Annotated in this window: 13 protein-coding genes; 8 read left to right on the top strand and 5 right to left on the bottom strand. The window is 71.9% G+C overall.

The window, feature by feature from the left end; translation table 11 throughout:
• Positions 1 to 190 precede the first annotated feature (190 nt).
• Positions 191 to 463, bottom strand: a complete 273-nt coding sequence (locus AC1MBW_RS05880) for a hypothetical protein (protein WP_071257780.1) — start codon at positions 461 to 463, stop codon at positions 191 to 193.
• A gap of 180 nt (positions 464 to 643) precedes the next feature.
• Between AC1MBW_RS05880 and AC1MBW_RS05875 the strand changes: the two genes are divergently transcribed.
• Positions 644 to 1450, top strand: coding sequence for a septum formation family protein (locus AC1MBW_RS05875; RefSeq protein WP_480025780.1), 807 nt, complete (start codon positions 644 to 646; stop codon positions 1448 to 1450).
• Here AC1MBW_RS05875 and AC1MBW_RS05870 read toward each other — a convergent pair.
• Positions 1447 to 2247 carry a GDSL-type esterase/lipase family protein gene (locus AC1MBW_RS05870; protein WP_480025779.1) on the bottom strand — a complete coding sequence of 267 codons (801 nt, stop codon included), beginning with the start codon at positions 2245 to 2247 and terminating at the stop codon, positions 1447 to 1449. The genes AC1MBW_RS05875 and AC1MBW_RS05870 overlap by 4 nt on opposite strands.
• A gap of 344 nt (positions 2248 to 2591) precedes the next feature.
• On the opposite strand from AC1MBW_RS05870, the gene AC1MBW_RS05865 reads away from it, so the two are divergent.
• Both AC1MBW_RS05865 and AC1MBW_RS05860 read left to right on the top strand, forming a co-directional pair.
• The gene (locus AC1MBW_RS05865; RefSeq protein ID WP_161805498.1) at positions 2592 to 2762 is read left to right on the top strand and encodes a hypothetical protein; all 171 of its coding nucleotides are present in this window, start codon (positions 2592 to 2594) and stop codon (positions 2760 to 2762) included.
• Between the two features lie 138 nt (positions 2763 to 2900).
• Positions 2901 to 3326 carry a DUF4307 domain-containing protein gene (locus AC1MBW_RS05860; RefSeq protein WP_055976393.1) on the top strand — a complete coding sequence of 142 codons (426 nt, stop codon included), beginning with the start codon at positions 2901 to 2903 and terminating at the stop codon, positions 3324 to 3326.
• Positions 3327 to 3427: 101 nt separating this feature from the next.
• On the opposite strand, the gene AC1MBW_RS05855 is transcribed toward AC1MBW_RS05860, so the two are convergent.
• The gene (locus AC1MBW_RS05855) at positions 3428 to 4138 is read right to left on the bottom strand and encodes an NADPH-dependent F420 reductase (protein WP_480025778.1); all 711 of its coding nucleotides are present in this window, start codon (positions 4136 to 4138) and stop codon (positions 3428 to 3430) included.
• A gap of 153 nt (positions 4139 to 4291) precedes the next feature.
• Here AC1MBW_RS05855 and AC1MBW_RS05850 point away from each other — a divergent pair, with 153 nt between their 5' ends.
• From AC1MBW_RS05850 to AC1MBW_RS05840, 3 genes are read left to right on the top strand one after another with little or no spacing between them, the layout of a single operon-like run.
• The gene (locus tag AC1MBW_RS05850; RefSeq protein WP_161805499.1) at positions 4292 to 5743 is read left to right on the top strand and encodes a protein kinase domain-containing protein; all 1452 of its coding nucleotides are present in this window, start codon (positions 4292 to 4294) and stop codon (positions 5741 to 5743) included.
• A 44-nt stretch (positions 5744 to 5787) separates the two neighbouring features.
• Positions 5788 to 6915, top strand: coding sequence for a DNA adenine methylase (locus tag AC1MBW_RS05845; protein ID WP_480025777.1), 1128 nt, complete (start codon positions 5788 to 5790; stop codon positions 6913 to 6915).
• A gap of 2 nt (positions 6916 to 6917) precedes the next feature.
• The gene (locus AC1MBW_RS05840; RefSeq protein ID WP_231567108.1) at positions 6918 to 7757 is read left to right on the top strand and encodes a hypothetical protein; all 840 of its coding nucleotides are present in this window, start codon (positions 6918 to 6920) and stop codon (positions 7755 to 7757) included.
• Between the two features lie 26 nt (positions 7758 to 7783).
• Here AC1MBW_RS05840 and AC1MBW_RS05835 read toward each other — a convergent pair whose 3' ends face one another.
• The gene (locus tag AC1MBW_RS05835) at positions 7784 to 8299 is read right to left on the bottom strand and encodes a MarR family transcriptional regulator (RefSeq protein WP_480025776.1); all 516 of its coding nucleotides are present in this window, start codon (positions 8297 to 8299) and stop codon (positions 7784 to 7786) included.
• A gap of 275 nt (positions 8300 to 8574) precedes the next feature.
• Between AC1MBW_RS05835 and AC1MBW_RS05830 the strand changes: the two genes are divergently transcribed.
• Both AC1MBW_RS05830 and AC1MBW_RS05825 read left to right on the top strand, forming a co-directional pair.
• Complete coding sequence (locus AC1MBW_RS05830; RefSeq protein WP_055977732.1) at positions 8575 to 9174, top strand: hypothetical protein; 600 nt, start codon at positions 8575 to 8577, stop codon at positions 9172 to 9174.
• 85 nt (positions 9175 to 9259) lie between these two features.
• Positions 9260 to 10747 (top strand): signal peptidase I, encoded by a 1488-nt coding sequence (locus AC1MBW_RS05825; protein ID WP_480025775.1) that lies wholly within the window; start codon positions 9260 to 9262, stop codon positions 10745 to 10747.
• 18 nt (positions 10748 to 10765) lie between these two features.
• On the opposite strand, the gene AC1MBW_RS05820 is transcribed toward AC1MBW_RS05825, so the two are convergent.
• Positions 10766 to 11248 carry a glutathione peroxidase gene (locus AC1MBW_RS05820; RefSeq protein WP_054145871.1) on the bottom strand — a complete coding sequence of 161 codons (483 nt, stop codon included), beginning with the start codon at positions 11246 to 11248 and terminating at the stop codon, positions 10766 to 10768.
• Positions 11249 to 11490 lie beyond the last annotated feature (242 nt).

Below are 11490 nucleotides of genomic sequence, written 5' to 3'. Positions count from 1 at the left end.
TGCATGGAACAGTCCTAAGCGGCCCAGCCGCTGAAGTCGGGGCCCCTTGCGACATCCGAACGCCGTGGCCCCACATCCTGACGCAACCAGTGCGGGAGGACCTCGTCACCCCTCGACGCGGGCCGCCATCCGGGCCGCCCAGGAGGTCCGTCATGACGTCATCCTCGCAGCCGCTCGTCGTCGTCCCGGGTCAGTCGTAGACGCGGCCGAGCACCCAACCGCCGTCGGTGCCGAGGACGACCTCGAACATGTGGGTGGTGCCGTCGTCGTCGGTGGCCTGGAAGCGCCAGCCGACGAAGCGCCGGGGCGGGTGCGTGATGAAGGCGGGTGTGACCGCCGGCTCGACCCGCAGCTCGGTCGGGGTGTCGCTCACCCGCCAGCGTCGGCACGACCAGACCAGCCGCGCCGGCAGGTCGCGCTCGAACCACAGCGCGACGGGCTCGTGGGTGGTCTGGGTGCTCATGTCGTCCTCCTGCACGTTCGAACGTGTGTTCGAACGGATCGAGTGTAGGTCAGGCCGAGGGGGCGGGCAACCAGATCACGGTCGTCTTCCCGGACAGGGGGTCGAGCGGGGTGCCCGGCGCTGGATATGATCCGGCGTGACCCGGCGATCCGACGGCCCGGTCGACGAAGGGGAACGACCGTGAGCACACCGATCGAGCCGGGCGTGCCCGACCAGCAGCCCCGACCGCAGGGGTGGCGGAAGCCCGAGCAGCAGCCGCAACCGCAGGGGTGGCCGCAGCCCGAACAGCAGCCGTCCGGCTGGCAGCCGCAGGCCCACCCCCAGCCGCAGTCCCAGGCGCCCTGGCAACCGTGGCCGACGCAGGACCCCTATGCCGCGCCTCCTGCGTTCCTCCCCGCCTTGCCGGTGCAGCCCTCGAGGACGCCGTGGGTCCTCGCGATCGTCGGCGCGGCCGTCGTCGCCCTCATCGTCGGCGGCGGGGCCGGTCTGCTCGGCGGGATGACGCTCGCCGCCGGCTCGGCCGGCTTCGAGGACGGCTACTCCTCCGGCGGGGAGGACCCCACGACGTACTTCGGTTCGGACGCGGTCTACGGCGACTACTACTACGCGCTCGACTTCTCGGGGGTGACCGGCGTGGACGGGCTCGACGTCGGCACCTGCTTCACCGTCGGCGACCTCGGCCGCGAGGGCACCGGCGACGTCGAGACGGCCTCCTGCGACGAGGCCCACGACGAAGAGGCCTACCTGGTGGGCGAGCTGGACGGCGGCGCGTTCCCCGGCGGCTTCGAGGTCCTCGACGAGGCGGCCGCCCTCTGCGACGCGGCCTTCGACGACTACGTCGGGGCCTCGTACGACGAGTCCCTCGCCGACTACGGCGTGCTCGCCCCGACCGAGAAGGGGTGGGCCGACGGCGAGCGCTCGGTCGTCTGCTACGTGTACACCTACGGCACGACCCGCGTCGGAAGCCTGGCGGACTCGGGCGTCTAGGCCGGGACGCCGGGCCCTGCGCCTCTCTCGCAGTGTGTGTCGGCGGCATCGGCACCGACCAGCGACGTCACCACGGTCGGCGCGATCGCCTGCCCCCACCGCCGGTGCATGGTGGCCCACGACAGCAGCTCCTGGTGGTACAGCCCCTCCGAGCGCCACTCGGGGAACGGCACCCACGAGGCGCCGGGCGTGGTGAGGGCGACCCGCGCCGTCAGGGCGTTGAGTCGCTCGATCTGCCGCGTCAGCAGGCGCTTCGCGACCGGGGGGATCGGCCGGAACTCCGCCATCGGCGGGATGCCGACGTAGACGATGCGGCAGTCCGGGCCGGCCGTCTCGCGCACCCGGACGGCGAGTCGACGGAGCGAGGCCTCCCACGAGCTCCCGTCGGTGGCGAGCAGGACGTCGCAGATGCCGAGCAACACCACGGCCGCGTCGGAGGGCTCGGCCGGCAGCTCGACCCGAGCGGCCTCCGCGGCCGTCAGCACCGGCGACGAGACCTCGTGCCATGTGACGCCGCGGCCCCGGCTCGAGCCGACGAGGCGCGCGGTCTGGCTGGCACAGGTGAGGTCGTGGGCGAGCACGCCGAAACCCTCGACGGCGATGCTGCCGACGAAGAGCAGGCGATCGGGGTCGGGGCCGTCGACGGTCATGCGGCGGGCGTCGCGGGGGAAGGGCGCGCGGGCCACCTCGCGCCGGTAGAGCGCGAGGTGCAGGTGGAAGAGGGGCTTGGTGGCCCGGACCACCGCCGCGATGAGGCGGCCGTGTCGGCCGGGGGTCGGGGTCTCGACCAGGGGCATGTGTGTTCGCAATCCGTCCAGAGCAGGAGGCGCGGCCTCCGTCGGTCTCGTCCTGAGGCCTGGGACAGTCTGCCGGTCCCCCGAAAGGAGGACAGGCCCCCGTTGGGGGAGGAACGACCCGCATCGGCCTGGCAGCGGGCCCGGAGGCGCGGCGACGGGAGGTCGAGACGGCTCGGTTGTCCGCAATGCGAACAGCACCGTCGAGTAGCTAGATGAACTAGCTATCCCGTGCTTTCATTCATGTGTACCGACTTCACGGGCGGTACGGGACGCGTGCCATGAGCCGCAGACCACCAGTCCAGCACCACGGGCAGGCAGCACAGGGCTGCCGAGAACGGAACACCATGACACTCCTCACGCCGTCGCGTCGCCGCTCCGACACGGGCAGCAGCCCCTTCTCCGAGGTCCGCGAGACCGAACGCCAGGCGACCCTCTTCGTCATCGCCACGGCGGCCGTCGGCGCCAGCGCCAGCCTCGTCGCCGCACTCTTCCTCAGCAACGGGCTCTTCCTGTGAACGACGACCTGACGTACGTCGAACTCGCCCCCACCGAGCCCCTCGACCTGTCGATGCTCTTCGAGGCCGACGCGGCCTGACCCGGCAGGGACGCGACGTCCATGCGGTTCCGAGCCGGCGCCTCCTACCCTTGACGCCATGCAGACCCTCGACCCGGCGCGCGTCAGCCCGGCCTCACGGCTCGACGACCGCTACGGCCGACGCCCCGGCCGAGCCCGGCGTTCGCGGCTGATCGCCCTCGTCGCGGGCGGTGTCGTGGCGGTCGTGGTCGCTGCCTGGGTCGTGCTCGTCGCCTTCGACGGCGACTCGGCCGAGCTCGAGGTGAGCCACTACGGCTTCACGGTCGCAGGCGACGACGCCGTCGAGGTGCAGTACACGATCAACGTCGCGGGCGGCACCGACGTCGCCTGCGCGGTGCAGGCGCTCAACGAGAACCGCGCGGTGGTCGGGTGGAAGGTCGTCGACCTGCCCGCCGTCGACACGTTCACCCAGACCTACACGACCTCGCTCGTCACCAGCGAGCGTGCCGTCACCGGATCCGCCTACCGCTGCTGGGTGCCCTGACCGGTCGCGAGGCCGACCGGCACCTCCACGGACGACGCGACCCGCGCCTCCTGCAGGAGGCGCGGGTCGCGTTCGTCGGGCGGCGTCACCGCCCGGCCGGGTCAGGAGGCCTGCGGCACCCGGTTCGCCTTCGCGAGGTTGGCGACGAGCTCGTCCTTCGTCTGGCGCACGACGTAGGCCGGACGGTCACGCTCGACGCGCCAGCTCTCGGACAGCGGGCTGACGTCGACGGTGTCGAAGCCGAGCTCGTCGTAGAGGTCGGTCATCAGGGCGACGGCCTCGGGCGAGTCGCTCGACGTGGCCAGGGCGCGGCGGTCGGGGGTGCCGGCCGGGGCGACGTCGGTGGTGATGTCCTTCGCCATGATGTGGTTGAAGCCCTTGACGACCGTGCTGGTCGGCAGGTGGCGCTGCAGCATCTCGGACACCGTGTCGGTGCCGTCGTCGAGGGCGGCGATGTGACCGTCGCGCTCGAAGTAGTAGTTGTTCGTGTCGATCACGGTCTTGCCCGCGAGCGGCTCGACCGGCACCTGGTCGACGTTCTTGAGGGGGACGGTGACGACGACCACGTCGCCTGCCGCACCGGCCTCGGTCGCCGTGGCGGCCCGGGCCTTCGGGCCGAGGTCGGCCACGAGGTCGGCGAGGGTCTCGGGCCCGCGCGAGTTGCTGATCACGACGTCGTGCCCGTGGGCGATGACCGCCCGGGCGACCTGGCTGCCGATGTTGCCTGCTCCGATGATTCCGTAGGTTGTCATGCGCAACTCAACCGGCGGCCCGGTCGATGCCTTCCCGAGGATGCCGTTCTCCCAGGGCATCGCAAGGTCCGGGTCGCTCGCCTCGAGGTCGCGGGTGGTGCTCGCGGGTGGTGCTCGTGACCCCGTCGTGATGCGATCGTCACCCGCGCCACCGTCACCTGATGGCCCCGCATGCGACAGGATGGACCCCACACCAGTCACGAGGGGGAGGCGATGGCCGCGCCACAGCAGGACGACGCGCTCGATCGCGTCCTCGCCGAGCGCTACCGCCTGCAGTCCGTCGTGGGCCGAGGGGGCATGGCGACCGTCTACAAGGCCGTCGACGAGAGCCTCAACCGCACGGTCGCGATCAAGGTCTTCCACAGTGCGATGGTCGACCCGGCCCGGCAAGAGGCCGAGCTCGGCGTGCTGTCCAGCCTCGAGCACCACGGACTCGTCGGTCTCTTCGACGCCGGGGTCGAGCAGGGTCCGAACGGTCCCCAGCGCTTCCTCGTGATGCCGCTGATCGCCGGGCTCAACCTCGAAGACCGTCTGCGGCACGGCGCGCTCGCCGCGCGGCACATCGCCGAGATCGGCTACGACATGGCCGAGGCGCTCGACTACATCCACGGCCACTCGGTCGTGCACCGCGACATCAAGCCGTCGAACATCCTGCTCGTCGACTACGGCGACCACGAGGCGGCCCGTGCCCGGGCCAAGCTCGCCGACTTCGGCATCGCCCTCACCGAGGACGTCGAACGGCTCACCGCCGAGGGGGTCACCACCGGCACCGCCGCGTACCTCAGCCCCGAGCAGGCCGTGGGCGGCGAGGTCGGCCCCCCGAGCGACGTCTACAGCCTCGGCCTCGTCCTGCTGCAGTGCTTCACGCGCCGACGCGAGTTCCCGGGGTCCCTCGTCGAGTCGGCCGTCGCGCGACTGTCCCGCGACCCGGTGCTGCCCGAGCCCCTGCCCGAGCACTGGCGTCACGCCCTGCGCGCCATGACCAGCCGCGATCCCGCACAGCGGCCGACCCGCGCCGAGCTCGTCGCGATGATGCGCGACGTGGTCATCACCGAGACGACGGACCACCGCGACGGTGTGGGCGACCTGTCGACCGGCGACGGCTCGATGCGTGGGGGCGACACCGAGCCGTTCGACCACAGCGAGGTCCTCGACACCCTGCCCAACGAGGCGCTCGACCGCGTCACGGCCATGGCGGCCCGCCTGTTCTCGGCGCCCATCGCGCTGGCGACCGTGATCGACGACGACCGCACGTGGTTCACGACCCACTACGACCCGGCCGTGGGCGACATCGCCCGGCACATCGACCTCTCGCTCGGCGCCGTGCACTCGTCCGAGCCCCTCGTCATCGAGGACGCCGCGACCGATCGACGCGTGGCGAGCAGCCCGCTGGTCACCGGGCCGCTCGGCATGCGGTTCTACGTCAGCGTGCCCCTCACCCGACGTGACGGCCACACGATCGGCACGCTCTCGGTGATCGGACGCGAGCCCGGTACGGCGAGTGACGAGCAGGTCGCCAACCTCACCGACCTCGCCGCGCTCGTGGTGGCCCAACTCGAGCTGCGACAAGAGAGCCTGCGGATCGCCGGCACGACCACCGGCAGCGTGCCGCACGCCTCGCGCGTCGACCTCGACACCGAGTCCTGGAGCCCGTCCGACCGCTGAGCGGGGCGAACGCCGTGGGTGCGGAGGTGCGGCAGACTTGCCCGGTGACCGTCGAGCTCGTGCCCTCCGTCGCGAGCGAGACCACCGCCTCCGTGTCTGCCGCCGTACCCGCCCGCGTCGCGGCCTTCCCCCGCCTGCGCTACATGGGCTCGAAGTACGCGCTGCTGCCCGTGCTGCACGACGTCTTCTCCAGCGTCGCGCCCGTGCCGGTCGGCGACCCCGGAGGCGAAGGAGGCGCGGTTCGGCCCTCGACCGCGATCGACGCCTTCAGCGGGTCGGGCGTCGTCTCGTACCTGATGAAGGCGGAAGGTCGCCGGGTCGTGAGCAACGACTTCCTGGCCTTCCCCGCGGTCATCGCCCGCGCCTCCGTCGTCAACGGGTCGACGACGCTGTCGGACGACCTCGTCGACGCGATCTGCGGCCCGCCCGCCGACGACCGCGACGTCGTCCGCCGCACCTTCGACGGCGTGTTCTTCTCGGCCGACGACCGGGCGTTCCTCGACTCGGCCTGGTCGCACGTCGACCGGCTCGACGGCGCCGAGCGCGACCTGGCGATCGCCGGCCTCGTCCTGGCCGCGGCGCGCAAGCAGCCCCGGGGCGTCTTCACCTTCACCGGGGCGCGCTACGACGACGGGCGTCGCGACCTCCGGATGACCATGGCCGAGCAATTCCGGGCGGCGGTCCGGGCCTACGGCGCGACCGTGTTCGACGACGGCCTCGCGCACGAGGCCGTCGAGGGCGACGTGGCCGACCTGAGGCGAGCGCCCGCCGACCTGGTCTACCTCGATCCGCCCTACGCGCCTCCTCGGGACGACGCGGACTACATGAAGCGGTACCACTTCCTGCAGGGGCTGGCCGTGTACTGGCGGGGGCAGACGATCATGACCGAGACCAAGACGAAGAAGATCGCCAAGCTGTTCACGCCGTTCGCCTACCCTCGGACGGTCGACGACGCCCTCGTGCGCACCTTCGAGCAGTTCGCCGACGCCGGGGCGCTCGTCCTGTCGTACTCGTCGAACGCCGTGCCGAGCCGCGAGCGCATCGAGCAGCTGATGCGCACGGTCAAGCCGCACATCGAGGTGCGCGTGGTCGACCACACCTACAGCTTCGGCACGCACCGCACGGCGACCCGCACGGCGGCCACCGAGTACGTGTTCGTCGGGAGGGACTGACCGTGACGATCCCCACCTTCGACGAGTACGTGGCGTCGCTCGGCCGCATGACCCCGCACGTCGACCCGACGGCCCCCTCGGCGGCGGCGACCGACCTCGGACGGGCCGCGGCGAGCCTCGGTGAGCTGCCCGTCGTCGACCGCGACCACCTGGCCGAGTGGACCCGGCAGCACCCGGCGTGGGTGCCCGCCCTCGGCCTGGCCGTCGGGCTGTCGCAGGAGAAGCTGCGCAACTCGCTGCGGCACGCCTTCGACACCCCGAGCTGGCTGACGCTCGCGCGGGGACGGGCCGACGAGCTGGTCGCCCACCTCGACGACGAGTTCGAACTCGTGCGCCTCGTCGCGTCGCAGCGGCACCGCACGTACGACTTCGGCGACCTGCTGTCGGCACGGGCCGGCACCCGGGCGTCGGCGATCCGGGCCGGGGTGTCGGGCCGCCGGCTCGAGGACGAGATCGAGGCCATCGCCCGCGATCTCGGGCTCGCCTGCGGCACGCGGACGCGGTTCACCGGTCGGGCGAACCGCACGGCGCCGTGCGACCTGGTGATCCCCTCGGCGGAGGAGCCCGCGATCGTGGTCGCGGCGAAGGGGTTCGACTCGACCGGCTCGAAGCTGACCGATGCCGTGCGCGAGATCGAGGAGATGGCCGACGTCCGGCTGCCGCGCCAGACCGTCATGGCCGTGATCGACGGCATCGGGTGGAAGAGCCGCCAGGCCGACCTCAAGCGCATCCACCAGCTCTGGGTCGACCAGCAGATCGACGGGCTCTACACGCTGTCGACGCTCGACCGGTTCCGGGCCGACCTGGCCGACGCCGCACGGCTGCGCCGCCTCATCCCATAGGCCCGGCGCCGAGGCGGCCGAGGCGGTCAGGCGGCGGCGGGGGCGGCCGGGCTCGTGCCGACCCCGTGCCGGTCGAAGGCCCGGCCGAGGTCGAGCAGCGTGTCGGCGAGGGCGCCGTGTTGCGACGCCGGCACGACGTCGGCGAACGCGGCGGCGTAGGCGCTCGCGATGGCGGTCGTGACCTCGACGCCGCGCGGCGTGCGGCTGACGATGACGCTGCGACGGTCGTCGGGGTTGCGGCGACGGTCGAGGTGGCCGGCGTCGACCAGGCGGTCGACGAGGTTGGTCATCGCGCCCGACGACAGGTCGAGCTGGGCCGCTGCCCGCTTGGGGGTGACCAGGTCGTCGGTGGCCCACACGTAGAAGAGGAACCGGATGTCGGTGTCGCCCAGCCCGAACAGGTCGCCCTGGTGGTCGAGCACGCGTGAGTGGTTCAGCATCAGCAGACGGAACGAGTCGAGCAGGCGGGGGAGGTCGCCGGGGGCGAGGTCGGCGCGGCCGGAGCCGGCGGGGCCGGGATCGGCAGGGGTCGTGACGAGCATGGGGTCCTCCGTGACGCGTGTGGGCGTGCCGTCCATGGCACCGGCTCAGTCAACAAGAATCTCGACGATCGTGACACCCCCACCACTGGGGACATGGTTCGGCTTGCGTGCCTCTCCAGCTGCAAGTAATTTGATTGTCGTACCACTTGAGAACAACGATCACTCGAAACCAGAACGGTTCGGGAGGTGAGCTTCTCACCGGCGAGGCTCCTGAGCCTCCTCGCCGGGGTGGCCCCCGACATCCCTTCGTCCCCCTTCTCGCCCTGGAGCACACCATGTCCCGTCCCACCCCCCGCATCGCCCGCATCGCCGCCTGGATCGCCATCCCCGCCGCCCTCGTCGCCTCGGGCATCGTCGTCTCGACGGCGTCGTACTCGGCCTTCTCGTCGACCACGGTCAACCCCACCAGCAACTGGACCGCCGGCACCGTCGCCCTGACCGACGACGACAGCAACACCGCGCTCTTCACCGCCACGAACCTCAAGCCCGGCCAGACCGGCAGCAACTGCATCGCCGTCACCAGCACCGGCTCGCTCGCCTCGGCCGTCAAGCTCTACGGCACGGGCGCCGCCACGACCAACAACCTGGCGTCGAACATCACGCTGAGCGTCGTGCAGGGCACCGGCGGCGGCTTCGGCTCGTGCACCGGCTTCACCCCGCTCTCGTCGGGCTCGAGCCTCTACAGCGGCACGCTGGCCGCCTTCGGCACCAGCTACACCAACTACTCCAACGGCGTCGGCACCTGGGCCCCCACCGGCACCGCGTCCGAGACCCGCACCTACCAGGTGACCTACACCGTCTCGAACACCGCCCCCAACACGACCCAGGGCGGCACCGCGAGCCTCGGCCTCACCTGGGAGGCCCAGAACAGCTGAGGCCCGACCCCCGGCTGAACACCGCACCACCGCACCAGGCGGCCCGACACCGCACCACCCGCACCATCCCCGAGCAGAGGCACCCATGAGCACGATCGACCTGAAGCTGCGGCCCGCCGCCGCAGCCGCGGCCTCGATCACCGTGCCCCTGGGTGCCTCTCGTTCGTGGTTCGACTGGACGCGCCTGGCCCTCGGCACCGCGTCGCGCGTCGTGCTGTACTCCCTGCTCGGCCTGATGGTCTACGCGGCCGCTCCCGCCGCCCTCGGCTGGAGCCCCACCACCGTGATGACCGGCTCGATGGAGCCCCGCATCCACCCCGGCGACGTCGTCGTCGCGAAGCCCGTGGCGGCGTCCGACGTGCACCGCGGCCAGGTGCTGCTCTTCGACGACCCCGACCAGGCCGGGCACCTGCGCCTGCACCGCTACCACGACAACGGCCAGGCCGGGCAGATCGTCACCAAGGGCGACGCCAACCCGAGCGTCGACTCGACGCCGATCGACCGCAGCGCCGTGATCGGCGTCGGCTTCCTGCGCGTGCCCTACGTCGGCACGCCCTTCGTCTGGGCGGCGGGCCACCAGTACGGCCACCTGCTGGTCACCGGCGGACTGCTGATCCTCGTCGTCCTGCTCAGCCGCAACGACCGGTACCTGTTGCGTGACGACCGTGACGAGCGCCCCGCGTCGCCTCGGGTGACCGCCCCCGCCGGCCGCCGCGTGCAGCGACGACGCGAGCGGCGCCTCCGTCGCCTCCGGACCGCAGGAGGCGCGATCGGCCTGGCAGCGATCGGTGGCGGTCTCGCGCTCACCCTCGTCGTCTCGGGCGGCGCGCACGCGGCGTTCGCCGCGCCCACCGCGAACCCGACGTCGAGCTTCGGTGCCGGGAACTACGACTGCCTGCAGGACACCTACAACTCGCAGACCTCGTACGGCTTCGCGTACAACGAGACGTCGGGCACGACCACCGCCGACGGCAGCTCGTTCGCCCGCGTGGGCACCCTGAGCGGCGGGGCGACCTTCGTCGCCGGCTCGTGCGCCACCAACCAGAGCCCCTACCTGCAGCTCGACGGCACCGGGCAGGTGACGACCGCGGTCAACCTCACCGGTCAGGCCGCATTCACGATCGAGACCTGGTTCCGCACGACCAGCGCCGCCGGAGGCACCCTGGCCGCGTTCACCGCTGCGCAGACGGGCACGAACACGACCGCCGACCGTGCGCTCTACCTGACCACGGCGGGCAAGATCGCCCTCGGCGTGCGCCCCACCTCGACCACGACGAAGGCCACGACCACGTCGGCCTCGTACAACGACGGCGCCTGGCACCACGTGGTCGCCACCCTCTCGGGCTCGAGCACGATCATCTACGTCGACGGTGTCGCGGTCGTCACCGACACCACGAACAAGACCGTGCCGACGGCCACCGGTTACTGGCGCGTGGGCTACGCCCCGCTCGGTGGCCTGCCCTCGGCTCCCACGAACGGCTTCTTCGCCGGCTCGGTCGACGGCACGACGATCTACAACAACTCGGCCCAGACCGCCTCGGCCGTGCAGGCCCGCTACGCGGCCGGCCGCTGACCCACCGCAGCCGCCCGGTCAGCCGGCCAGCGCCTCCTCGATGACCGCGACGACCTCGGGGGCGTCGGGTTCGGTCGTCGGACGGAAGCGGTGCACGGTGCCGCCCGGGGTGATGACGAACTTCTCGAAGTTCCACTTGACGCGGCCGGCCTTGCCCTCGGCGTCGGTGGCCTTCTTCAGCTCGGTGTAGAGCGGGTGCTCGCCCCGACCGTTGACCTTGACCTTCTCCATCATCGGGAAGGTCACGCCCCAGGTCGCGGAGCAGTACTCCTCGATGGCCTCGCCGCTCGAGAGCTCCTGGAAGAACTGGTTGCTGGGGAAGCCCAGCACCGTGAAGCCTTGCTCGCCGTACTGCTTCTGCAGCGCCTCGAGCTTCTCGTACTGGGGGGCGAGGCCGCAGCGCGACGCCACGTTCACGACCATCACGACCTTGTCGGCGTAGGCGCCGAACGTGGTGGACTCGCCGCGGATCGTGGTCAGGGTGATGTCGTCGAGGCTCATGGGGTCGACCGTAGGCCCGCCTGCTGCGAGCCCGCTCGCCGACCCGCTCGCTGGCCCGCTCGCCGGCGTGCTCGCTGGCCCACTCGTCGGCGCGCTCGCCGGCCCGCTCGTCGGCGCGAGCCTGCTCGGTCGCGCCTCCGTTCCTTCCTGCTCCGTCCCGCCGCGAGCTCCGGGCGACGGCCACGTGTCCCCCCCCCCCCCCCCCCCCCCCCCCCCCCCGGTCGCCGCCTTGCGCCCCTCGC

The sequence above is a fragment of the Frigoribacterium sp. AP1 genome, from assembly GCF_056680555.1.
The sequence above is the reverse complement of the archived record's forward strand: the minus strand, read 5'-3'. Positions and strand labels throughout refer to the sequence as shown.